The sequence below is a fragment of the Mycoplasma haliaeeti genome, from assembly GCF_048284645.1.
GTDB lineage: Bacteria > Bacillota_I > Bacilli_A > Mycoplasmatales > Metamycoplasmataceae > Mycoplasmopsis.
Map to the genome: position 1 here is coordinate 69754 of NZ_JBLWAB010000002.1, position 23724 is coordinate 93477.

Consider the following 23724-nt stretch of genomic DNA (forward strand, 5'->3'; position numbering starts at 1 on the left):
TGTCCTTTCTTTTATTATTAAAATTATACAAAAATAGCAAGGAAACCCTTGCTATTTCTATTTAACTTTATTTCGATATTTACGCACATAAATAAATCATCCCAATACTGAACTAGCACCCACCGCTAATAATGCAAGTGGAATACCAATAAATCACACGACGCGTTTAGCTATATTCTTTTCATTTTGCTTATCATTGATATTATTTGTTAAATTATCATTAATCCCTTGTGTTGTACGGTTCATTAATGTTACATAACCATCATTTTTAACATCACCTAAAGGATGAAGTTTAACAAATGCGCTTCGTATGATACCATCAGATTTTGAAACATTTCTAATAGCTTCATTAAGCTCATTAACATCTAAATTGTAATCAATATTGTATTTAATACCATATATTGCTTCAACATATTTACTTAAATCACTAATAAATTTTGATTTTAATGTTTCTAGGTCATTTTCGCTATATGCAAAGCTTGCACCTTTAATAACACTTAAATCCTTTATTTTAGAAATGTTATTTATTTCTATTTTTTTATCTAAATCATTAATAGGTTTTTTATCAGTTGTGTTACTAAATTCAAATGCTTTAGTACCTTGACTCCTATTGTTAACACCATAAATGCTAATTACGCCTTTATGTATTTTTCCATCACCAACTACAACATCTCTAATAGTTTTATTAATTTCGTCAATATCAAATGTGTAATCTTTATAAATTGTTAGCTTTTGTTTAGCTAAATATGCAATCACATCATTAATAAGCGTATTTCTTAGTAAATTCATACTATTAAAGCTATAAGAGTGTTCGTCTCAATTAGGTATATTATCTAAGTCAATAATATCTACTAAATCATCTTCAATTTCTTTATCAGTTGTATTACTAAATTCAAATGCTTTAGTTCCAGTAGATACATTATCTATTCCATAAATATTAATGTATCCACTATGTTCAACATTATCGCTTTTAACAACTTCTCTTAACGTTTTATTAATTTCATTTAAATTAAACTTATAATCCTTATTTTGAATTAAATAGTACTTTTCAAATAAGTAATTACTAATTGTGTTTATTAATTTATTTTTAAGCACTGAAAGCTTATTCTCATTGAATTTTAAGTTATCTAAACCAGTTAATTGATTTAAGTTAATTAATTCTTTTGCATTAGCATCAATATTAGTTAATATATTTATTGCTGTAGTATTTTTCAACATTGCATTTTTACCAATTAATGTTGCTTTAAAAGAACCTTTTCTTTTCAAAATACTTAACATTAAATCACTATTTATAGTAAAGTCAATATCATTAGGCACGCTGATATTATGTGCTTTTAATTGATTATTGATTTTTGTATATAGTTCAGTTAACATTTCAGCATTGCTTGCATTCTTTATTGTGACTTCATTTAATGCAATTTTACTTAAATCAATTTCTTTATCATAAATACTATGTGCAGTGTTATATACTTTTACTAATACACGCCCATTTTTGCCTTCTTTAGCAGTTAATTCTAAAGTAGAATATTTACTTCCGATACTGTCCTTATTTAAAAGTAATTCGACAAATTTTCTTTCATTAGCTACAGTATCTAAATTTTTAATTTCATAATCTACATCAAGAATTAGAGAATTGTAATAGGTTACAATTTTTTCTTTTATTAACTTCTTAATCTTTTCAACATCAGTTTCACCATTTAAATTTATTGTTAATTCACCAAAATTTCCAAAAATATTCTTAATATTTTGTTTCTTATCTTTTCCAAATTTACCAGTAATATCAACCATAAAAGTTGGACTACCAGCTAGTAAGTATTTATCTTGAAATTCCGGCTTTAAAACAACGCCTAGTTTAATGAAAGAATTGTTTTTTTCTTCTGTAGCAATCAGCTTGTCTCAATCATTAAAGTTAATAAATCATTTTTCTTTATTACTTAATATTTTATTGCTATATTCATCAGCGTTCATACTATTACTTAATTCATTTTGGAAATAATTAGCATTTCAATTTAAAGTGATAACAGTTTTATTCGCCCCATTAGTTTTTAATGGTATTGATATTGTTTCGCTACTGAGCTTGTGATTAATATTAAATGAATTTAGTTTTAAATGCAAAATAGCATTATTCTTATCATCAAATGTTACATTATCAATTTCTACATATTGACTACCTTTAAAATTATCAAAAAAGTAGTCTTTAATATCATTGAATTTTCACGTATCATTTGTTTTAAACTTTTCATTAAATTCTTCTTTAGTAAGGACGTTATATTTCTTTAGCAATGGTGTAATTGCAATATAAGCATTAAATTTTTCATTATTATAAATAGCATTCATAAACAATTTATAATATTCCATAACATCTTCATATTTTAAAGAAAATATAACATCATCTTTTAATTTATATTTATCTGAGATAAAGTTATACATCTCAGCACCAACTTTTGAATTTCAAAAGGGAATTAAATATCAATTTTGCACATTATCTGTAAATAAACTTTGTGGATTTGTTTTTTCATCTATGAGTACAAATTTAAAGTTCGAAATTGCATTTTTTCCGTCTTGAACAATTAGGTATAAACCACTTTCACTAAAATAATTATTTTCTGAACTTTGATTTATATCTGTTTCAAATTCAGTACCATATCCTAAAACATTGCTATCACTAAATATTTTAAAGATATGTACATCTTTTGTGTCTCCAATATACGACTTTAATCCACCTTTGCCTAGAACAACAGCTTCGGCAATAAATCCCGCATCTTTTAATTCCGGCTTAAATAATGTTTTTGCCCCATAAGGTAAAAAAGTTTGCTTGTAATAATTATAATCATTACTTCCTACACTGTACATATGCTCTCAAGAGGAGTAATATTCCTCATCAGTATATTCTTCATAATCATCATTTTGATTAAATCCCTTAGATGGTACTCAAATTATTTGTTTTTTAGTACCAGTTTTAACATCAATACTTGCATCATAAAGTTCATTAGGTATTTTGTGACCTTTTTCATCCTTAATTTCATTTCCATTTTCATCGATTTTGTATGGTGAAATCAAAACTTTTTGATGATAATTTTCATCTGGATTTCAAGCATATCACTTAAAATCTTCTTGAATACTTTTGGAATTAATTACAAGTATCTTTTCATATTGCTTAACTAAATTTTTATCCAAGTTACCTTGTCCATCATATGAATAAATTTCAATTCTATATTCATTTTTCTTATGTGAATTTTCTTCTGTTTTTGCTACTTCTTCTCCATTAGCATTTACAGTTTGCACACCGCTATCAAATACCCGTTCATTATCGTTAGCATTATTTCTATTATCCTTTAATTCTTCTTCAAAGTATTTGTTTAAAACATCAATTCTTTTACCATTGATTTTTAATACTTCATTTTCATTAACTGTTGTAAATGAAATTTTGAGTGGTGTATGTACTTCATATTTACCAAGATAACATTTCTTACCATTGCACTTAATTTCTTTATCACCAGCAACTCTTACTAGTTTATCATTAACTAATGCAGTTGTTCCGGTTTCAAAATCAACCCATTTACCTAAATCAATTGTTAATCTATTATCAACATTTTTTGACTTAAAGTATTCTGATGGGATAAAATCAACTTTTAAATTTTTATATATTAAATAATCTCCTCAAGGTGATGTTAAATATAAATTTATGTGAGTATTATCGGCAATACTTGTTTTTAAAGAAATAATTTTGTCTAAACTTAAATTCATTTCGGCAGATAACTTATTACGTATTGCAAGATTTACTTTTTTAATTTCTTCATTTAAATATTCACTATTAGCTTTTGTTGATTTTTCGTGTTCATTAGGCAATTCTGTGTAAATATCACCCCCAGTATCTGTTGTTACATTTACACCTTTTCTTCACTCACTTTTTAATTCACTAACAAAATTGTTATATTGTTGAGCTATTTTATCAGCATTATACTTATCAATTTCTAAATTAGGTTCTTCGTATTTAAAAGTAAATGATAACCCTGTGATATATCACTTAGTTTCGGTAGATGTATAAGTCTTTCTACTATTTACTTTAGCATACTGTATTTCTCAATTAGTATCAAGCTTAGTATCAGTATTTGATAATTTTCATAATTTTCATTTATCACTATTAATAAGTGCAGTTGTAGACCCAGAAAAAATTTTCTTCCCATTTGGATATAAAACAGTCACATCCCTACCTTGAATTAACTGTTCCATAAAATCTGGATGAATACTTAATTTACGTTTATAGTTTGTTTTCGTACTTCAAGAACCCAAACTTTCGGTGTTTACTATAAATTCGTTATCATCACGTAATTGCATTCCTTGATAAATATTATTTTCGCCAAATTTTAAATAAACAGTATCACCAATTGACTTAATTTCACTATTAGTTGACCAACTTCACTCGCAACTACCAATTGGTCGATTTAATAGTTTCTTTTGCATTTCAGACAATGCTCGTGAAACATCATATTCTCCAGTAGGTATATCATAGTTACTAAAGGCAGATACAAAACAAGGTACAGTACCAATTGTACTTGCGCCTAATAAAATTAGATTTTTAACTTTTTTATTCAAATATTTCATCATCAATTTCATCCTTTAAAATTTCGCTATCAAATTTTTGTTCAATATCATAATTTTGAAATGTATTGAGTGTTTCTTCTCTTGTTTCATCTAATTTTTTGCGTTTTGTTCATTCTTTTTCCCTTTCTTGTAACATTGCTTTTTTATGTGCATTAATTTTTTCTATATCAGCTTTAGAGATATTGTATCCGCATAAAGCTTCTAATATTAAATCCACTTTTTCGTTTAGAATTTTTACTTCATCTTCAACATTTTCTATTTCAGCAATAATATTGTGTTGAAAAGGGCTTAATGATGCATAAAAACTTTTTCTAAATGAATAAAATAAGTCAGATTTAATATCCTTAAGAACAATTTCTTTTTCATCATTAGCAAGCTGCATAGCTACCATATCACTTAAATATGCACTTAAAGAAACTTTTTGACCAGCTAGTTGCTTTTTAAGCTTATTTAGCCGTGCAACATCATCACCATTATAAAAACGTATTGTGGTCGCAATTCCAGTTTCTTTTTGTTTCTTTTCTTTTGCTCGCTTTTCAGCTTGTTTTACTTTAGCTAAATCCCTTTTGATTAATTGTTCAATTTTACTTTCTTTTTCATTCTGAGCTTCTTGTTCCTTTTGCGCAAGTTTACTCATTAATTCATCTTCATTTATCATATTTCCCCTTTCAACTAATTAATTAGTTTTTACCAAAATTACCTTGTTTAAATAAAATGCTCTTTTCAAAGTCGTTGTAAAATACTTCAGCTTTTATTTTTGAATACTCGTGCAGTGATGTTAAATTAGTTCCAATATCAGCTTTAGCTAAGAAAGTAGTAATCGAATTATTTAATCCGCCACTATTTTCATACAGTTTTTTAACAGCCTCTAAATCATTTTGTCTTAATCCAAAAAAGTAAGAATATTGAGAGTTCATCATAATAGCTTCTGCTTTCTTGCTTGCGTCCGCACTTGATAAGAAATCTGATGGATTTTGGGATGCAATTAGCATTCCAGCATTATATTTTCTAACAGTTTTAGTCATAAAGAATAATGCATCCATTGTATGTTTATTATCTTTAAATCGATGGAACTCATCAACAAGAATTGTTGTATTTACTTTTTTATCTAAGATAAAGTTATTAAATATCTTAGTTTGTAAATAAGAGATAAGCACAAACACAGCAACAGCTGATATTTCATCATCAGCAATATCTAATTTAGAAATATTAAAGACTATAAAGTCACTATCTAAATTCATATTTGTTTGGCCATTATAAATAAATTCATACTTACCATTATTTTCAAACAAGTATTCTAGTGTTTCAACAATATCAGCTAGCAATATTTGCTTGCTTGTAATGTTTTCGCCCTTAGGTAGTTTATATCTTTTCCCATATTGAATTAAATCACTCATTATAGGATATTTAAAATTACTAATTTCTTCAATCGTTTTAATCTTATAAACACCCATTTCTTCATATAATCCTTTAACTAGCTTTAATATCATCATAATTTGCGCAGTCTTTCACTCATCGCAAATTAGTTTAAAGTAAGCCTCTAGTCATTCAAGATGTTTATTAATTATTAGTTTTACCCCTAAAGCATCAACCTCATCTTCATCATAAAGTTGATATCTAATTTCAAGTGGATTTAACGTAGTATTTTTACCACTTCCAAGGTCAATAACTTCACCACCAAACTTTTCACATAATTTAACATATTCGCCTTGAATATCTAAAATATATACTCTATTGTTTTCAGCCAGTAATGAAAGAACTTCTTTTCCAAGAAAAGTAGATTTACCTTTTCCAGAACTTCCAAGCACAAAAGCGTTGTAATTGCTTCTTTTACTACTATTTTTATAAAATCTATTAATAATTAGTGGTTCGGCAGTATCATAAGTCAATGATGCAATATTAATATTTCCATCATTTACCATTGCGTTTTCGAACGCTCAACCGTGACTTAAATTGTAAGAACTCATTTCCATTTGTTCTTTAAGATTATTAGTAGTAATTAAACAAGCTTGTGAATATGCTTCAAATTGTTTAAAAGGTAAAGGATTTAAGTTTATTTTGCTTTTGCGTGCTTCTCTAAAGTTACTATTTTCAATTTCCTTTAATTCTTCTAATGAATTAGCTTTATTAATAACTAGAAATTGAACATCATAAAGTTTATTTTGATTAGTAATCAATTGATTTTGTAAATATTCAATTGCTTCAAGCTGTAATTCATTTGTCTTTTTAGCATATTTAGATTTAATCCCATTAATATTATCTTCAGTACGCTTTGTACCTTTATCTAGCATTATTGCTTGCATATCTTCATTAAATGGTACACATTGCACAACAACTTGAGAGTTATTGCTTAATAGTGGTAACATTCAATTGTTAGGCAGTTTTAATGGTAAATCACTCATTACTTGTATGCTGTAAAATAACTCATTTTTCTTAAAATAATTCTTTTTAAAAATCATTTCATCTACAGTAAGCAACTCATCTAAATAAATATGTTCATCGCCTTCTCAATTTTCAGATGAGAAATATTTCTCAATTGTTTCGTTATCAATATCAATATCTTCTTTATTAGCTAAAAATTTAAACAGTTTTTCCTTTTTTAGTATTTCATTTAATAGCCCCATTTTATCTAAAGCATCTGAAACGTTATTTAAACTTTTAAAAACGTTATTTTTATTTTTAGAATATAGAACCAAATAGTATTTATCTACTTCATAATTTGTATCAAGTATTTCAAAATCTTGCATTCTAGCATCATAATATTTTTTAAAGTTTTCTTTGACTTCTTCGCTTGCCTTAGCTAAAGAAATTTCTTTTTCTTTTCTATTCTTTTTAAGGCAATTAACATTATTAGAATAATCTTCTAAATCACGTAATCTTACAATGCTTATTTGAGTTTCACTTGCATCTAAAATATCTGTAAATTGTTTAATAAACATTTCAGCATCATTTTCATCTTCACTTCACGGATTATTACCGCTAAATGCAATTACACCCAAATATCTTTTTCCACCCTTGATGTTTTTAGTTTTAATATACATTTCATCTTCAATATCTTCGTACGGAAATAGATTAAAAGTTGTATTACCTTTCGTGCTATTTTTTGTATATTTTTTACTTGAAAATAAGTACATTAAGGCTCTAAAACCTAGCACGTATGTTCTACAGTTATATTTTCTATTCTTAATAAGCAAAAAGCTAAATGAAATCATAAAAAATATTGTTAATATTAATTTAAATATTTCATTTACACTTGATGGTAAAATAGTAAATCCTAGAACAAACGAAAGAACAGCTAGCGCCATAGCAACAGCAAAATCCCCAAGATTAAAATCTCTTCAAATTAAAAGTTTATTTTTATTATTACCTTTTGGTTGTAGCATTTTTTATTCCTCGATTTCATTTCTATTTTTTGTTCATTTGCTATTACTTTTTCCATCATAGTAATCACTAGCAGTTTTTAGCCCTTGTTTCGTTCTTGCTTCTCTTGCTTGTTTTCAGTGGTTTAATTTACCTTTAATTCCGTGGCTATGTTTTGTATCAAAATTATTTAAGTTTCTACTTGTATCATCTAAATTGTTTTGTGCATCAGCATATCCATCCAAATCTCCGGTTTTCTTATACATTTTGCTTTCAAGCTTATTAGCTTTTAATTCTTGTCTTAAGCTATTTCTTCTTTCGCTAAATACTTGCTTATTAGCTTTTGCATCCGCACGCTCTTGTTTCGCACCTTCGTGCAATTTGCGAATACGTTCTCTAGCTTCACTACCAGATATTTTTCCAGCTCTTTGAAGTCCTTTAATATTCTTACGTTGACGATATACAGATAATCCATTTGAACCGTGTGTTGCAGCTTTAGCCATTACGGCTGCACCAGCTGCGCCAGCAATACCAGCCTTAGTCATCATACCAAGCGCTCTACCACCAGTCACAATAGATTTCATATCTTGCATTCCTTCTTTAACACTTGCACTTTCGCCAATAAAGTTAGCTACTTCAGAACCAAAGTTTTGCATTGCTAAAGCACCACCAACATAAAGCGCAACAGATAAAAGTATTCTTAATAAAAAGTTAATATTATCTATAGCATTAATGTAACTACCAGCGCGTGAAACGAATTGCACATAAATCTGTATTCCAATAAAGAATGCTAAAATTGCAAGTTGCTTTCCAATATATTGCGTACGTCATATCTTTAAGCGCTTACCATCATCGCAAATTGCGGCAGATATAACAAAAGGTGATATCATAAATAATCAAAACATTTGTAGTACTTTACCAACCACTAGCATTATCCCCATAATAAGGCAATAAATTGTTCCAAGTGAAATCATTGCACCAGTAACAATAACCATTGCACCTTCACCTCAATTTAACTTATCATAGTATGTTCTCGGTATTACATATTCCCCTTCGCTAAAATTAGAACCTCATTTATTTCATTCTTCAAATGAAATTCTATTAGCTAATGCTTTTTTATCATATAAAGAACTTCAAATTGTATCGGACAATGTAGTAGAACCACCTTCTCCTAAAATTACTCCAACAATTAATGAAATAATCATATTAGCAACAAAAATTATAATCGGTATACCTATTAGATATAATGTACCAACAGCACTTCTTTTTATTGCTATTTTTACATAATTATCACTATCATCCATTTTTGCATAGTGCATCCGTACAACACTAAACATAACCATAAATACTCATAATATCAATGAGACTACAATAAATCGAACAAACATAAATGGAACTTCAGCACCATTTATACCATCTTGTATTCTTACTCCAAAAAGGATATATTGTGGTAAATCAATCGCGATTAATTGATAAGCTTGTACTATTACTGAAATCAGCTTTAAAGGTAATGCAACAAAAATGGTTGATGAAGTACTAAAAACTGAATAGTATAGTCCACCAAACATTTTTATTACCTCCTAGAAATTAATTAAAGCGCTTGTTACTAGTTCAGCTTTTGACCCAGTTCCATTCATAAATGCATTTTGCATAATACCAGTAATTGCACCAGTTAATGCTCAAATGATTAAAATTGCAATAAATCCAATAAATACTCATTTAACTTTATCAAGTTGTTTTTTTCTTTCATTTTCATCTTCACTTTTAGCACCTTTATAGAATGCAATAGCACATATAATAGCCATTGCAAGTACAAATAAACCAGCTAAAGCTCCAAGTATAATATTTGCATATGTTTGCACTTGTTGTGCGATTTGTGAAATTCCAGTTGTAATAGTCTCACTGTTTCCACCTTCAAAAAATTTAATTAAATTATCGTTCATAAGAACCTCCGTTTATTTTTTTAGTGATGAAGTATATTCTTCATCTAAATTTAAGTTTTCGTTTTCTTTTAAAATATCTGTTGTGATATTTAAATCTCTTAATGTTTCATAATATTCATCATTAGAAACATCTTTAATAAGATTTAGTATATAAAGGCATTGAATATCATTAATATAAAGAAAATTTAAATCATCCCTTATATTTGAGTATTCAAAAGTCTCGGCATCATCTTGACTATTTTCTATATATTTTTCATACAAGATACTATTATAAGCATCATAGTTATCCATAAAGTCACCATAATTATCCTTAATATCTTCTATGGAATAATGATGGAATTTCGCATTCTCAGCATCTTGTAATGCATCTTTTAGTATTTCAATATCAAAGTTATTAAAATCCTTTAAATTTTTAATTCATTCTTTAGCATTACTTAATTCTTCAGAATTTAAGCTATCTTTATAATCATTTTCTAAATCATTTAAAGCATTTTGAATTAGGTTTTTACGTTCATTTAAAATATCATCTAAATAAGATTTAAGTGCTTCGATATCTTGATAATTTTCCATAATTACCTACATTTTCATTGATGATGTTTCTTCTTCATCTTCTTCTTGAGGTTTAATATTTTCTATAGCTTCATAATCTATGTTTTCGTTTCTTACATATTTACGTGTATTTTCTTCTTCATTATTTTCTTCGCTTTCTACAACATCTTGTTTTCTTGCTTCACGTACAGCTTTAGTTTCTAAACAAGTAATAGTATCAGCAACAACCTCTAATTGTTTTTGGTTATAACCACTTGCATTAGTAAAAACATTGCATTTAATCTTACCTTGTAACATAATTAATGCGCCTTTTTCTAAATTATTTACCACATACTCAGCGCTTTTGTTTCATAATGTAACCGGTATAAAGTTAGTGTTTCCTTTTGTATCCACAGCAATATCAATTTTTAGATATTGATTTCCTTTTGCAGTTTCTTGTAATTTGGGCTCATTTGAAATTCTTCCCATTAGTTTAATTTCGTTAATCATAATTTCCTCCATTTATATGTAATAATAACTTTTACATTTTTATTTATTAGTATTTTTGCTTTTATATAAATAAAAGCCCTACAACACACAATTTTTTGTATGTTATAAGGCTTATTAAATATTTTTCTTCATAAGCTCAGTTAAGAACTTATTTCTAATATCTCTATCTTCTAAAATGATTTTTTCTTTAGTTTTAATGTATGGTGATTTATATTTATTGTTTTGTTTCATAACCAAATAATTCAGTTGCATATTGATAAATATCTTTTTGCTTGCTTGCTAATGCTGTATCATTAGGCACGCTAGGCTTGCTTGCCCCAGTACTTTTTTCTAGTGCTGTTCAAATAAGTTGATATTTATCTTCTTTATTACTATTTTTGAATTGTTCGTTGAATGAAATCTTAAAAGCTAGTGAGCTTTTTGTTTCATCTTTTTCATCATACATTAAAGGAAGTGTAACGTTTTCAAATTGTTCTTTAGCTCATAAGTAGGTGTCTTGATAATCACTTGCTCGTGCATATTGCCCACCAGCAAATAATGTTAAATCATAATTCTTAAAAGTACCATCTTCACGTGGAATAGTAGTTCCTACTATCATTTTCGCTTGTAGATACTCAATTAATCTGTTGTGATATTTATTTAGAATTTTTTTGTTTTCTTCTTTTGCTAAATGTTGTTTAATAGTTTCATCTTCTTGCTTATTACTCATCATAATTAAGAAGTCTAAATAATCATTTAGCAATTGATATTGAAGCATTTGCATTTTAATATAACTTGAAGATATTAGGTTAAGATAAAGGTTCATATCATTGCCGTAAGTATAATTAGGATGGTTTGCCTCATTTACACCCATATTTAAGGATGTAAATGCTACCGACACATCATCAAAAATATTTGTACTATTTGTTAATAGTGGATATCCATTTATTAATACCTCTAAAGTGGTTGATGATTTATTTTTGCTAGGATAATTGTATCATCCACCATAAGGTGAAGTATATCCATTTTCATTTCATCAATTTTGTGCTAGTTCAACAGATGCTATTAATATTTTATTTGCATATTGATTTGTGGTTGAATAATAAGAAAATATATCTAAGTCCTTTATACTATTTACTAGAATATTTCAACTTTCAACTAGATATTGTTCAGTTGGCTTAACTATTTCTACCGCATATCTAGCACCATATTTTCTACTATCAAAATCTGTTTTTGTACTAGGATTTAAAATTTCTTTTAATTTTCCTAGTAACATTTTATATTGTTCACTAGTAGCATAGCTTCCATCTTGTTTTTTTACTAATTTTCCATTTTTAGTAAAATCAAGATTTCTAACATATTTAGAAATGAATGCAATGGATGGAATGTTTTGAGAAATCACTCCATCACCAGCAGTATTTACTTCAGCAATATATGTTCCAAGATTTAAATCTTGCTTTATCTTTTGTTCCATTCAGCTATTTTCTTCAGCCACAGCTTCATAGTCATATCTTCATTTTTCTCTATCTTGATAAGTCTTTCAAGTATCAGAATTATTTAGATAATAAGTTTTATCTTTATATGCAAATATATCACTTAATACTGGCGCTTCAATTTTGTCCCCACCTTTTTCTAAAGGTGGATTTTCTTTATTTTTATCTTTTTTTCCATCACCTTTAGGCTTATAAGTATCAAAACCTATTTTTCAAACAAATTCTTTATCACAAGACACAGCACTTAGTGGTGCTATAAGTGCACCACATAAGCTAAAAGCTAATAATCATTTTCTTTTCATAAACTTCCTTTATAACTAAATTTTATATCATTTTAAATTAAAGCCTTATAACATAATTGTGTGCTTATATAATTCCTAGTATAGAAATTGTTATTATTGCAATTAAGAATACTAAGAAAATTCCTAAGGCACTAAACAAAATAATTTGTGCCTTTTTATTTTTAGGATTAAAGAAATTACTTAATCCCTTTTGATTTTTTTCTCTATTTTGATTTTTAATAATCTTGTTTTCAGTAACATTTTCTGTTACTTCATTTTTCTTTTCTTCCATTTTTACCTCCATTAGTAAAATTCATCATATTGTGTGTTTTTATCACTTGTAGATGTAGTATTTTCTTCTTTGTCTTCAATCAAGATTTCAGTTTCATATACTTCATCTTCCAAGTTGCTTTCTTCATTTTCTACATTTGTAACATCATTTAAAGTTTCCATTTCCGTTTCAACAAATTTAACTTGCACTTTATTTTCATCATTTTCATTAGCAACATTTTCAATTGCTTCTGTTAATGTTTTTGTTTCGATAATATGAATTTCATCAGCAATTACTTGTTCCTTGTATTGCTTCTTTTCATTCTTATCAGTAAAAATTGTTTGATTTATGTGTCCAATAAGTTCGATAAATTTATTTTCTTTATAGAACTTTTCAAAATGTTCAGCAGTTTTACCAAATGCAGTTACAGTTATAAAGTCATATCCTTGCCCATATTCTTTTTTACATCTGATTTGAAATGTATAAACCATCACTTTATCACTAGTAATTTTTTTAACTGAATTTTTTGCAATTGACCCACTTAAAAATAATTTGTTCATATAATCTCCGTAATTTATAGTGAAGCTGAATGCTTTTCTTCACTTTTAGCTATTATTTTTTCAATATCAGATAAATGTTTAATTTCGAAATCTTCTTTTTTAAATTGACTTGTATTTACAACTATATAGGTATTTTCAACAGTAGTATTTATGAAATCTTTTATGGTTTCTATGCTATTCTCATCATAAAATGCACTATAGTTATCTTTATAATCTGAACCATATTTTGATTTAACAATTAACTCAAAATTTTTATCTATTAGTCCAAAAAAACCATTTGCATTGATAATATTAGGCTCCTCCAAACTAATATATTCACTTTGTACGTACCCTTTTTTGTGCAGTTCTACAGGTATATCTAAATCAGCATAAAATTCAAAATTATTTATAGTATCTTTATTAAATACTAATGTAACGATATCATTATCATTTTGCGTATTTTCATAGGAAATTTTAAATTCAAATTTATCGTCAACATATCCTAACCGATAAGCTTCTTGATAATTGCAAAGGCTTAGAAATTCATTTTCATCCCTAAATTTATTTGCTGCTTCAATATAATACTCAAAGTTCGTTTTTTTATCGATATCATTTCAATATTCATTGTGTAATATTTTTGCATTACAGCTCATATTATTCAAAAAAGCTTCATATTGCAATTTTGCTAAATCTTCTCTTTTTTGCATACATTTTGTCCTTTATCTTTTTTGAGTTTTTCCTTCTTTTAGTTCAATACATCTTTCTTGCATAATTTTTTCAAAATCCTTATGCATTGTTCCGCTAATTAGCTTTCTTGCTTTATTAAATTGATTACATCTTTCAGATTTTGAGTATTTTTCAAAATATCTTGAAATCTGTCCACAATAATAAGGTTCGAATTTTTTTGCGATAAAATTAATCGTCTCATTAGCAGCCTGTAATTTTGTTAAATCAACTTGATTAATAAATTCATTTATGTTTTCTTCTGTAGCAATTATTGGTGGAAGACCTATAATTTTACATAGCATTTCTTTTTCACTAGGGACATATCTTAAGTATTCGCTAGTATCTTTTGCACAATATTCATAGGCATAAAAATATTCATCTAGCACTTTAAATACATCAGCATCAGTATCATTTCTATTTTCTAATGCATCAATATATTTGTTAAATATTTCACTATTAAAATTAGTTTTCATATTATCTTTTTTGGCTTTGCCCTAGTTCGCTACGAATTTTTTGTGATGCATCATCAACTAAATAGTCATATCTAAGATAATCTTTAAATTCATCATAGCTTGCTCAATTATTATTTATTCTTGTTTCATAAACATCAAGTTCTACCACTTGTGGTTTATTTACTCCAGCACATAAACCTTGATATTGAAATGCAATATCTTCTCAGCCTACTACGTCTCAATTTTCATCTAATATCTTTTCGAAATGTTCCATATCTGTATATACCTTGTTATCATATTGATATCTAGCTACATAATTTTCGAAATCATCTTCGTCAGTAATTATTTCGTCTATTTGTTTTAGCTCACCAAGTGAATGCTTTTCAAATATTTCATCAAAATCATCTACAAGGTAAATTTTTTGTAACATCTCTAATTTCATCCCATTAGTAAATGCAATTTTCGAAAATACATTATCCATATTTTCTAATATATCTGCAAATTCCTCTTTTTCTTCGTTATCAAAAGTGTTGCTATATGCATCTATTTTGTTTTTTATGTAATCTAATTCTTCTGTCTTAAATCTCATATTTCTCCTATTTACTTCTTCTTTGGTATGCTTAATAAATTTTCAATATTTTTCTGATTTGGCTAACTTTTTCTTTGTAATCGTAACCATTATCTTGCATTAATTCATATGCACATAATAATAAAAACAATTTATTATCTATGCTTGAATTATCAGCAAACTTTCCAGCATACAACGAACAAAACTTCTCTTTTAATGCATTAGCTAATTTTTGCTCAACAGCAGCAATATGAATTAGTTCATTATCAAATTTATCAATATTTAAATGAGATTTATGCAATACTTCATTTATCTCTTGAAAATTATCGAACTCAGCATCTAATTCTAATTTTGCAAGCTTGTCTGAAAAAGTTAAACTACCATCTTCCATTGGCCGAGAAAACGAAACAAAAGCTATTTCTTCTACTGAGGTTATAGTTTCGTCTAATATTCCTCTTTCAATTAAAATAATAGAATTATTAAGTTCTGCAATCCCATAATTTAGTAATCTATTTTCTTTTCTAATGTTATTTTGAATAAAACTATTTAATCTAAGATAAATAACATCCATATCAAAGTATTCATCTTGTTTAATCCATTCAATTTGATTTTCAAGACCTTTTATGAATTCATCTCTTCTTTTTAAAACTTTTTCTTCAATATTATTCATCACTCTCCTTTATTGATTTTTGTATTCTTTTTGTATTTGTGTCCTTAAAAAACATATCTACTACTTCATCATCTGTTAAAAATGTTTCTCACTTTAATACATATCCATCAATTTCTTTTTCAACCTTACTTAAGAAAATAAACCCTTTATTATGTTCGAGTAATGTTTTTCTTAGTTCAGAATTAATCAATGAATTAAATGTAGCATTTATCCCTTTTTCGCGTAATCCTATATCTAGCTTTTCTTTCAAATCTTGAATTTCAAAAATATTATTTTCTAACAGTCAAGCTTTAAATTCATTTATTAATCTTCCATTATCAAGTAAATTTAGTTTATAGCTAGTTTCTTGCATTTTCATTTACACTCTTTCATTATCAATATCTATTCAGTATTGACGTGTATATTTAAAGAAATCAAATTTCAGTGTAGCTATATCCTTTAATTCTTTATTTAGCTTTTTATTGCTCATTAAATCAATAGAACTAAAGATAGAATTTCTAAATCTTGCAATATCTTTTTTTGTAATATCTTTAATTTCATAAACAGTCTTTTTATTAATTAATGATGCAAAGCTTATGCTATTAGTTGTAATTTCTAAAGCATCAAGCACATCATATCAATCTATATAACTTTTGACTTCTTTAACTACTTCTTGGTCAAATAATTCATTAAAGTCTTTAATAGTACACTTTAGCTTTAATCCCTTATGTTGTATATACCCCATATTAATCCTCCTTTATCATATTTACAAACATTCGTATAACTTGATATTCATCAATAACACTTAATTTCTCTAAGAATGCTTCGACATATAAGAAATCACTAATCTTAAGCTTCTTATATAGGTCTACATAGTCAAAATAAAACAAATATGCTGAACATAGCCCATTTTGTCTTAAGTCATCATCTACAAGAGCTTCAAAATCTACATATAAATACAAACTACTGATTTCACAAAAATTTTTAAAATCAGCTTTTAGTATTCCATTATTAAATTCATTAAGCTGTTTTAGGCTGACTATCATTTAGTATTTCCTTCAAAACATCAAGTACCTCTAAATACAATGTTTCAAAATTTATTACTTTATCTCAGATATCTAAACCTAGAAATTCCAAGTCATCAATAAATGCTCCATATAGTACATCATTAACTTTGCAATAAATCTTTAACATTTTTTGCATTAGAATAATTTCCGATTTTTTCTTTTCTAGTTCTAGTTGCATATTGTTTTGCAATTTACGAGCCATTAAATATCACAATGCATAGTAACTTCATTTATTATCTAGACCATTTACATCATCTTCAAAATTTCTAGATACATAAATTTTTTTATTTTCCAAATCAATTATTCCGCCATAGTTTTTAATATCTTCGTTAATTTTAATATCGTATCCTTTAGCTTCTAATTCTCTTTTAAACCCCACTAAAGCATCAACCTTAATATCTCTATCGATATATCTAAGTTTCTTGCCCGCAAGGTCTTGTGTAATGTTAATAACATCCTTTAAATTAATGAGTTCATAGAAAAATATTTTATTTTTCCCCTCATCTTCTAATGTATAAGTTCCAAGCGCTTGATATATATTTTTATCAGAAATGGAATTTATATAACTTGCTCAATTATTTTCTTCAATTTGGGCTTTAAAGAATATATAGCCCTGTTTTAGTGATAAATCCATTTTGCTTTTTGAATACAGATAAATCAATGTTCAAATATTAAAGACGTTGAATTGATATGAGATAAAAGTCAAAAAGGACATCAATTCTCTTCGATTTGAAAATATCTTTTCCGCATATTGCTTTACGGTGTCGATATATTCTTTTGTGTGTTCTCTTTTTTGTTCAATTTCCAAATCATCGTATCTACTTAAATTCAACATTTCTTCTTGCTCCTTCTAGTAGAAAACTTCAAGCACTGTGTTTGTATTTATTCAATAGTTCATCAATGTTTTCTTGTTCGATTTCATCTGCTACATTATGTAAACTAAAGGTTTCAAAATCAAATGCTTTTGTAATTAATTCATCTTTTACATAATCATTCTCATATGGAATTAAGTCCTTATGATATTCATAAAACATTTTAGGAGCCACCATTACTGGTTTATTACCCGCAGTAAAGATAATTACATTTTTTGTTTTCTTATTTTTTAATTCATCAACACTCATTAAATCCTTTTCTTGCTCAGATACATTTTCACTTTTTCCATTAGAATTTGTTGTAATCGATTTCCTTTTAATAATCTTTTTACCGAGCAGTTTAGAAATTGTTTCAAGTGTATTAATCGAATTAGTTTCTAAATAGTAAAGTAGTCTAGCCTGATTTTTAATCAATTCATCTGTTTTATCTCTACCACCATATTTAGCAAGCTGTTCAAAATCTTGAAGTACGATACAGAAAAATATTTTTCTAGAACGTGATATAGCCATTCAATTAGCAATATCAACATTAGGAAGTGAATTGAATTCTTCCAGCATAAATCTAAGTGGAGTTTTTAATTTCCCATTTGATGTTTCTTGTGTTATATCAATTGCATTTTGATATAGCTGAGTAACGAACAATGAAATAAGAAATCTCATTTTTGTTTTAGCATCATTGTATTTAATGTAAATAGCAAATGGTTGTTCACCTCTTAATAATTCCTTTACATCAAACGTATCATTACTTGTTAAACTTGAAATTTCCGGAGATGCAGCAAAAGGTGCGCATAAATCCGAAGCATTAAATAAAGCTGATGTTAATGTATCTTTATTAGTATTAAAATAAATTTCCCAGCTAGCATAAAGCTTCTTTCATTCATCGTTTTTGTATCTATATTTTTTAAGTTTTTCAACTCATTTTCCTTTTTTAAAATTATTTTCGCTAATAAATTGCATTACATTTGCAATTGAAAAGTCATTTAATTTAAAATTATCATCTTCAAGAGAGTACAATAGCATAAATTTAAGGACCAATTCAACGATATCAACACCTTTTCTTTCTCAAATATCATTTTCATTTTTGTTTTCAGATATAGACTTAGAAACAGCATTCATAACATCGCTTATACTTTCATATGCACGTGATATTTCATACTGTGTGATTTCATCTTTTGGCTTATTATGAACTTGTTCTCAAGCAAGTTTAAGCGGATTTCATTTAATAGATTTTCTAGTATCAACTAAATCAAATACCACAATTTTATATCCATTATTTTTAAGTATATTTCCACTACTTGCTAATATTTCACCTTTAGGGTCTGTGATAACTAAATTACTTTTAGACTTTACACTTGCAAGGTACTCAATATTAGGTAATAATATTTTTTGAGTTTTACCACTACCAGCTGTTCCTATTACAATTGCGTGAGTATCGTTATCATTAGCATAAAAGCTTCCTTTAATTTTTCCTAAAGCAAAACCATTTACGCCACCTTTAAAAGTTTTTCTAAATTTATTTCAATTTCCAGTTTTATTTTCTTCGTTATATAATCAGCCCTCAACTTCCTTATTATCCCTTGTTCTGTTTTTAAATTGTGGAAATAAAACAAGATAAATAAAGCAAGCAAGTGAACCAATCAGTGGAATTAATACATTTCAAACCCGATATATATACCACTTATCAACTGTCCAAATGATTTTTACGCCATTTCAAAAGTTAGTTTCCTTTAATACTCATTCCTTAACCACATTGCTTCCAACAACTATAACTTGTAAAATCACAAACATAGCAAAAGTTAGCAAAAATGGAGTAAGAACAAAACTTAAAAACAATTTTATTGTTAATCAAAATTTATCATTCTTAGCTAGCATTAGTTAAGTACTTCCTTTTTAAAGTTTTTTATTGCTTGTTGCTTTTTAATTCATAAAGCACGATTAGCTTCTCATTCTCACCTCTTTATAATTCAATCAATTTCACTTTTTCTTTTTTGAGGTACATAATAATCAATGTAATTTTTAGTTTCTAAAGCATCAATTGTTTTACAAATAATATTGCCTACTTGCGACATAAACTCATTATTTTCTTTTTCAATAAAAGAATTAACATAATTGTCTAAAAATTCAGATGGATACTCTTTATCCTCGATTTGATTAAGCGTATTCTTATAACTATCAACATAATGTTTAAACTCTTCATTATTGCTGATTAAGTAATTAAATATTTCGAATACATTTTGCTTATTAGCTTCACTTAAATTAGCGAATGTTTTATTATCCTTATTATTTAATTCAGCCTTAATCTCTTTAACCTTATTTAAACAAAGCAATTCATCATTTAACATTTTGAGTGAATTCTTTAATTCATTCTTGATTTCTTTTCTTTTATCTCAAATTTCCTTTTTGCTTTTTCTTATTTCATTAATTGAAATTTGATTTGAATTCATTGTTGCAATTGCTTGAACTTCAGCTTTAAACATTTTTTCAAACATAGTTAATGAATATTTATTAAATGCACCCTTAGGTCTATAAATAAATTTCCCGCCTTGTTCAATACTAGGCACTTTTTCTCAAAAACTTAAATGTATATGCGGATTACCGGTATTGCAATGTATAGCTCAGTAACCATCAATATTATTAGAAGATAAATTATTTTTTCTTAATAGCGTAGGTAATGTTTTATTTAAAGCATCATTTCAACTTTCTTTATTAATGAAGAAGTATTTTTCGCCATCACTACCTAAATTAATAATCATCTCTCATATATGTTGGTCTTTTGAAATGCTTTTGTAATTATCTTTTATATCTGTTATAGGAACATCATTAGGCTGCTCAAATAATTTATATGCGCCACTCTTATTGCTTTTTAGATTTTGCTTATTACGTGTGTTATATCAGTCTTTAAATGATAAATTAGATGATTTATACATATCTAATAGTTCAATTTGACTATTGTTATCTTGTATATACACAGCATCACTTCTAGTTACATAATCTATAAAAGTACCACTTGCATAAAAATCATAATCGTGTACTTCATTTTGCCCTTTAAGCAAACTTTTAGATAATCCTCATTTAGTGAATTCAAAAGATGTGTAATAATTATCCATTTATATCAAAGCCTATTTCTCTAGAAACAACTTTACCAATATTCACTGTTATGTTACTAAATGCAAAGTTATTATCTTTTTTAATAAGTACACTTATAAATTTAGTGATATCTGAATTGTTGTCTAATTCAAAATTAATAAAATTATTTTCAAAGGAGTAATTAATATTTTTAATATTAATATTAAGTTTTGATGCAATTTTTTTAAAAAACTTAACTATTTCAAAATGTCTTGATTTTTCATCAATATTTTTGCCTTCAATATTAATTGAGTTATTGTAAAAGTTAGAAACATTAAAATTTTGAAAATTTATTCAGACAAAGTTTTCTTCTTTTTTAGATATAACTTTCATAAACCACCTTCTATAACTATCAAATTACAACTAAACAAGCTTCAGGGCTTGAGCTAAAATAGTATTAAATTTATTTAATACTTAAGGATAATTTTCGTACTGTTAGAAACTTTTTAAAGCTAATATATTTATGAACAGCTGACTGTTCGCTGTTCTTCTTGTAAAATACTGTAATCCGGACTTGATAAATTTAACTATTTGGTTTTTGTGACTTTTTCAGTGAATTTTATTTTTGTGTTGTGATTTTTTATAAAAGTAACATCACCCGTTCTTTCGAAACCGAGTTCAGTTATATCCATCAGTCTTATGTAAGGAATATTCTAAATCACAACAGTGTTTACACAGTTGTTTATCAATATTAAATTCTTCATCATTTAACATTTTTTCTTCAAGTTCTTCTTTTGTATATGTTTCGAAAACAGGTTTATCTAATTTGTATGAATTTTTTTCAGTGCAAAAAACATCATTGAAATCACAATTCAATAAAACTTCAGAAATCAATTTAAGTTGTTTATATATTGTTACTCTACTAATTCCAAGAAATCTAAATGCTTTGTTAGGTAAGTCAACGTTTTCTAAATCTTTTTTACTACGTACTTTAACTAACATTTTTTGGAAAATTCATAATGTAATAAAATTCCCAGCAAATAATAAATTTCATTTAACATCATTATCAATTGAAATATATTTTTCACCATATTTTGCATATTGAATATCGTCATTAACTTTAAATTCTTTTTTAGCTTTCTTGATGATTAAATTATTTGCAACTAAATATTTTGTAGCACCTCAAAGTGTATTCAAACTAATTCCGTATTCTTCACTCATTTCTTTAAGTGAAATACATTCATTGTTTTCTTCTTTGTGTTTCATTAGCATTAAAACAAAAAAGTACATCTTTTTGTGAAAAAGCAAACTGAACTCTCTGTTAACACAAACTTTCATTCCTTTAAGTGTATTAATAGCTTTATCATTCATATTAACGTAATCTTTTGCATCAAATTTTGTGTTTTCCATAATTCACCTCACTTTTTCATTTACGCAAGGCTTAATTAAAAAGCCCTACTTCTTTTTCGAAGTAGAGCTACACACTCATTTTTCACGGTCCCTATTTAAATGTTGTAGTTAAAAGAAATGAACAACTAAGATATTCACAAAATGAGGTTTTATCAGTTTCTAAAGACTCTGGTGTAATAAACCAAATAAAATACCTTGGTAGGTCTTATGCTGGCAGCGATTTAAGAAATTATAAAATCTTAGAATTAAGCCATATTGTATATACAAAATCACCATTAAACGAAACTCCTTTTGGAATAATAAAAACTAACAACTATGAGCAAGGAATAGTTTCTACCTTATATGCAACTTATGAGCCAAGTAGTGCTTGTCATTCAAGCTTTGTAGAACATTATTTCTCTAAATATGATAGATTAAATAATTATCTTTACCCATTAGTTAATAAAGGCGCAAAAAATACACTACTAATAAGTGATGAAACAGCTTTAGGCGGGCGTGTTGTTTTTCCTTCTTTTGATGAACAGCAAGAAATCTCAGATTTATTAGATAATCTTGCTTTGCTTATTCATTCTCAAGAACTAAAACTGGAAAAACTGCAAACTATTAAACAATCATTATTAGACAAAATGTTTGCTTTATATGACCAAAAAGTGCCAGAAATAAGGTTTAAAGGGTTCAATGAGAAATGGAAAACGTATTACTTTAGTGAAATCATTTACCCTAGTGGTGAAAAAAATATTAATAATTTAATTTTAAAAAGCTATTCAGTATCTAATAAATATGGATTCATTAATCAGGAAGAACAGTTTAAATATGGTGGAATAGCTTTAGCTGCAGATAAATCCCGTTCAACAATAGTTGATTGTAATACATTCGCATATAATCCAGCTAGAATAGATGTTGGATCAATTGGCTATTGAGATAAAGATGAAAAAATCTTGATAAGTCCAATGTATGAAGTTTTCAAAACAAACAAAAATTTTGTAAATGATACTTTTTTAGTGAAATGATTTAAAACAGAAATTTTTAATTCTATAGTGCTTTCTAATCAAGAGGGAGGAGTAAGAACTTGTTTTAGCTTGCAAAAAATGCTATCCTCATATGCAACATTTCCAACTAGTGTATCTGAACAACAAAAAATAGGTCAATTCTTCTCAAGTCTAGACTCTATTATCCATTATCAAGAACAAAAACTCGAAAAGCTAAACAACATCAAGCAAGCTTTATTAGAAAAAATGTTTTGTTAAAATATGTAGTCTTATGGCTGCATTTTTTAATTTTGAAGCAAGAAAATTGCTATTACACATCGAAGTAATAAATTCATGATCCATTTGTCCTTTTTGCATGCTAAAAGCTGGCGATATGATAAAATTAATTTATTAATAAATTAATTTAAAAGGAGCAC

23 protein-coding genes are annotated in these 23724 nt (G+C 26.9%); 1 reads left to right on the forward strand and 22 read right to left on the reverse strand.

Translation table 4 applies throughout. The annotated features are described in order from the left end of the window. Nucleotides 1–57: 57 nt before the first annotated feature. The 22 genes from ACNQ2T_RS00865 to ACNQ2T_RS00970 all read right to left on the reverse strand — a co-directional run bounded on the left by ACNQ2T_RS00865 (nucleotide 58) and on the right by ACNQ2T_RS00970 (nucleotide 22319). On the reverse strand, nucleotides 58–4608 hold the full coding sequence (locus ACNQ2T_RS00865) for an Mbov_0399 family ICE element protein (protein WP_418035753.1): 4551 nt from the start codon (nucleotides 4606–4608) through the stop codon (nucleotides 58–60). Continuing rightward, nucleotides 4589–5263 (reverse strand): Mbov_0398 family ICE element protein, encoded by a 675-nt coding sequence (locus tag ACNQ2T_RS00870; RefSeq protein WP_418035754.1) that lies wholly within the window; start codon nucleotides 5261–5263, stop codon nucleotides 4589–4591. Before ACNQ2T_RS00870 ends, ACNQ2T_RS00865 begins: the two co-directional genes overlap by 20 nt. A gap of 22 nt (nucleotides 5264–5285) precedes the next feature. Next, the gene (locus tag ACNQ2T_RS00875; RefSeq protein ID WP_418035755.1) at nucleotides 5286–7988 is read right to left on the reverse strand and encodes an Mbov_0397 family ICE element conjugal transfer ATPase; all 2703 of its coding nucleotides are present in this window, start codon (nucleotides 7986–7988) and stop codon (nucleotides 5286–5288) included. A gap of 3 nt (nucleotides 7989–7991) precedes the next feature. Next, entirely contained in the window at nucleotides 7992–9533 is a 1542-nt protein-coding gene (locus ACNQ2T_RS00880) for an Mbov_0396 family ICE element transmembrane protein (RefSeq protein ID WP_418035756.1), read from the reverse strand. A 12-nt stretch (nucleotides 9534–9545) separates the two neighbouring features. Continuing rightward, nucleotides 9546–9908 (reverse strand): Mbov_0395 family pilin-like conjugal transfer protein, encoded by a 363-nt coding sequence (locus ACNQ2T_RS00885; protein ID WP_418018240.1) that lies wholly within the window; start codon nucleotides 9906–9908, stop codon nucleotides 9546–9548. 12 nt (nucleotides 9909–9920) lie between these two features. Further along, nucleotides 9921–10478, reverse strand: a complete 558-nt coding sequence (locus tag ACNQ2T_RS00890; protein WP_418035757.1) for a hypothetical protein — start codon at nucleotides 10476–10478, stop codon at nucleotides 9921–9923. A gap of 6 nt (nucleotides 10479–10484) precedes the next feature. Beyond that, on the reverse strand, nucleotides 10485–10946 hold the full coding sequence (locus ACNQ2T_RS00895; RefSeq protein ID WP_418035758.1) for a single-stranded DNA-binding protein: 462 nt from the start codon (nucleotides 10944–10946) through the stop codon (nucleotides 10485–10487). A 214-nt stretch (nucleotides 10947–11160) separates the two neighbouring features. Next, nucleotides 11161–12720 carry an MAG3960 family lipoprotein gene (locus ACNQ2T_RS00900; RefSeq protein ID WP_418035759.1) on the reverse strand — a complete coding sequence of 520 codons (1560 nt, stop codon included), beginning with the start codon at nucleotides 12718–12720 and terminating at the stop codon, nucleotides 11161–11163. A gap of 64 nt (nucleotides 12721–12784) precedes the next feature. Continuing rightward, complete coding sequence (locus ACNQ2T_RS00905) at nucleotides 12785–12991, reverse strand: hypothetical protein (RefSeq protein WP_416755227.1); 207 nt, start codon at nucleotides 12989–12991, stop codon at nucleotides 12785–12787. A gap of 11 nt (nucleotides 12992–13002) precedes the next feature. Continuing rightward, nucleotides 13003–13530, reverse strand: coding sequence for a single-stranded DNA-binding protein (locus ACNQ2T_RS00910; RefSeq protein ID WP_418035760.1), 528 nt, complete (start codon nucleotides 13528–13530; stop codon nucleotides 13003–13005). A 14-nt stretch (nucleotides 13531–13544) separates the two neighbouring features. Continuing rightward, nucleotides 13545–14216 carry a hypothetical protein gene (locus ACNQ2T_RS00915; protein WP_418035761.1) on the reverse strand — a complete coding sequence of 224 codons (672 nt, stop codon included), beginning with the start codon at nucleotides 14214–14216 and terminating at the stop codon, nucleotides 13545–13547. 12 nt (nucleotides 14217–14228) lie between these two features. Further along, nucleotides 14229–14708, reverse strand: a complete 480-nt coding sequence (locus ACNQ2T_RS00920; RefSeq protein ID WP_418035762.1) for a hypothetical protein — start codon at nucleotides 14706–14708, stop codon at nucleotides 14229–14231. Nucleotide 14709: 1 nt separating this feature from the next. Then, nucleotides 14710–15276, reverse strand: a complete 567-nt coding sequence (locus ACNQ2T_RS00925) for a hypothetical protein (RefSeq protein ID WP_418035763.1) — start codon at nucleotides 15274–15276, stop codon at nucleotides 14710–14712. Nucleotides 15277–15307: 31 nt separating this feature from the next. After that, nucleotides 15308–15925: a hypothetical protein gene (locus tag ACNQ2T_RS00930; protein ID WP_418035764.1), complete on the reverse strand. Its 618-nt coding sequence runs from the start codon at nucleotides 15923–15925 to the stop codon at nucleotides 15308–15310. Further along, nucleotides 15918–16283, reverse strand: a complete 366-nt coding sequence (locus tag ACNQ2T_RS00935; RefSeq protein WP_416755233.1) for a hypothetical protein — start codon at nucleotides 16281–16283, stop codon at nucleotides 15918–15920. Before ACNQ2T_RS00935 ends, ACNQ2T_RS00930 begins: the two co-directional genes overlap by 8 nt. Continuing rightward, entirely contained in the window at nucleotides 16284–16649 is a 366-nt protein-coding gene (locus ACNQ2T_RS00940) for a hypothetical protein (RefSeq protein ID WP_418035765.1), read from the reverse strand. 1 nt (nucleotide 16650) lies between these two features. Beyond that, entirely contained in the window at nucleotides 16651–16950 is a 300-nt protein-coding gene (locus tag ACNQ2T_RS00945) for a hypothetical protein (protein WP_416755235.1), read from the reverse strand. Further along, nucleotides 16925–17686 (reverse strand): hypothetical protein, encoded by a 762-nt coding sequence (locus tag ACNQ2T_RS00950; RefSeq protein ID WP_418035766.1) that lies wholly within the window; start codon nucleotides 17684–17686, stop codon nucleotides 16925–16927. Before ACNQ2T_RS00950 ends, ACNQ2T_RS00945 begins: the two co-directional genes overlap by 26 nt. A 103-nt stretch (nucleotides 17687–17789) precedes the next feature. Next, nucleotides 17790–19715: a type IV secretory system conjugative DNA transfer family protein gene (locus ACNQ2T_RS00955; RefSeq protein WP_418035767.1), complete on the reverse strand. Its 1926-nt coding sequence runs from the start codon at nucleotides 19713–19715 to the stop codon at nucleotides 17790–17792. Further along, on the reverse strand, nucleotides 19715–20950 hold the full coding sequence (mobL, locus tag ACNQ2T_RS00960) for a relaxase MobL (RefSeq protein ID WP_418035768.1): 1236 nt from the start codon (nucleotides 20948–20950) through the stop codon (nucleotides 19715–19717). The genes ACNQ2T_RS00955 and mobL overlap by 1 nt, the downstream gene beginning before the upstream one ends. Next, on the reverse strand, nucleotides 20943–21302 hold the full coding sequence (locus ACNQ2T_RS00965) for a hypothetical protein (RefSeq protein WP_416755240.1): 360 nt from the start codon (nucleotides 21300–21302) through the stop codon (nucleotides 20943–20945). Before ACNQ2T_RS00965 ends, mobL begins: the two co-directional genes overlap by 8 nt. Before the next feature lie 102 nt (nucleotides 21303–21404). Continuing rightward, nucleotides 21405–22319: an MAGa4850 family ICE element protein gene (locus tag ACNQ2T_RS00970; RefSeq protein ID WP_416755241.1), complete on the reverse strand. Its 915-nt coding sequence runs from the start codon at nucleotides 22317–22319 to the stop codon at nucleotides 21405–21407. A 557-nt stretch (nucleotides 22320–22876) separates the two neighbouring features. On the opposite strand from ACNQ2T_RS00970, the gene ACNQ2T_RS00975 reads away from it, so the two are divergent. Continuing rightward, on the forward strand, nucleotides 22877–23566 hold the full coding sequence (locus ACNQ2T_RS00975) for a restriction endonuclease subunit S domain-containing protein (protein WP_418035769.1): 690 nt from the start codon (nucleotides 22877–22879) through the stop codon (nucleotides 23564–23566). The last annotated feature ends 158 nt before the right edge of the window (nucleotides 23567–23724 follow it).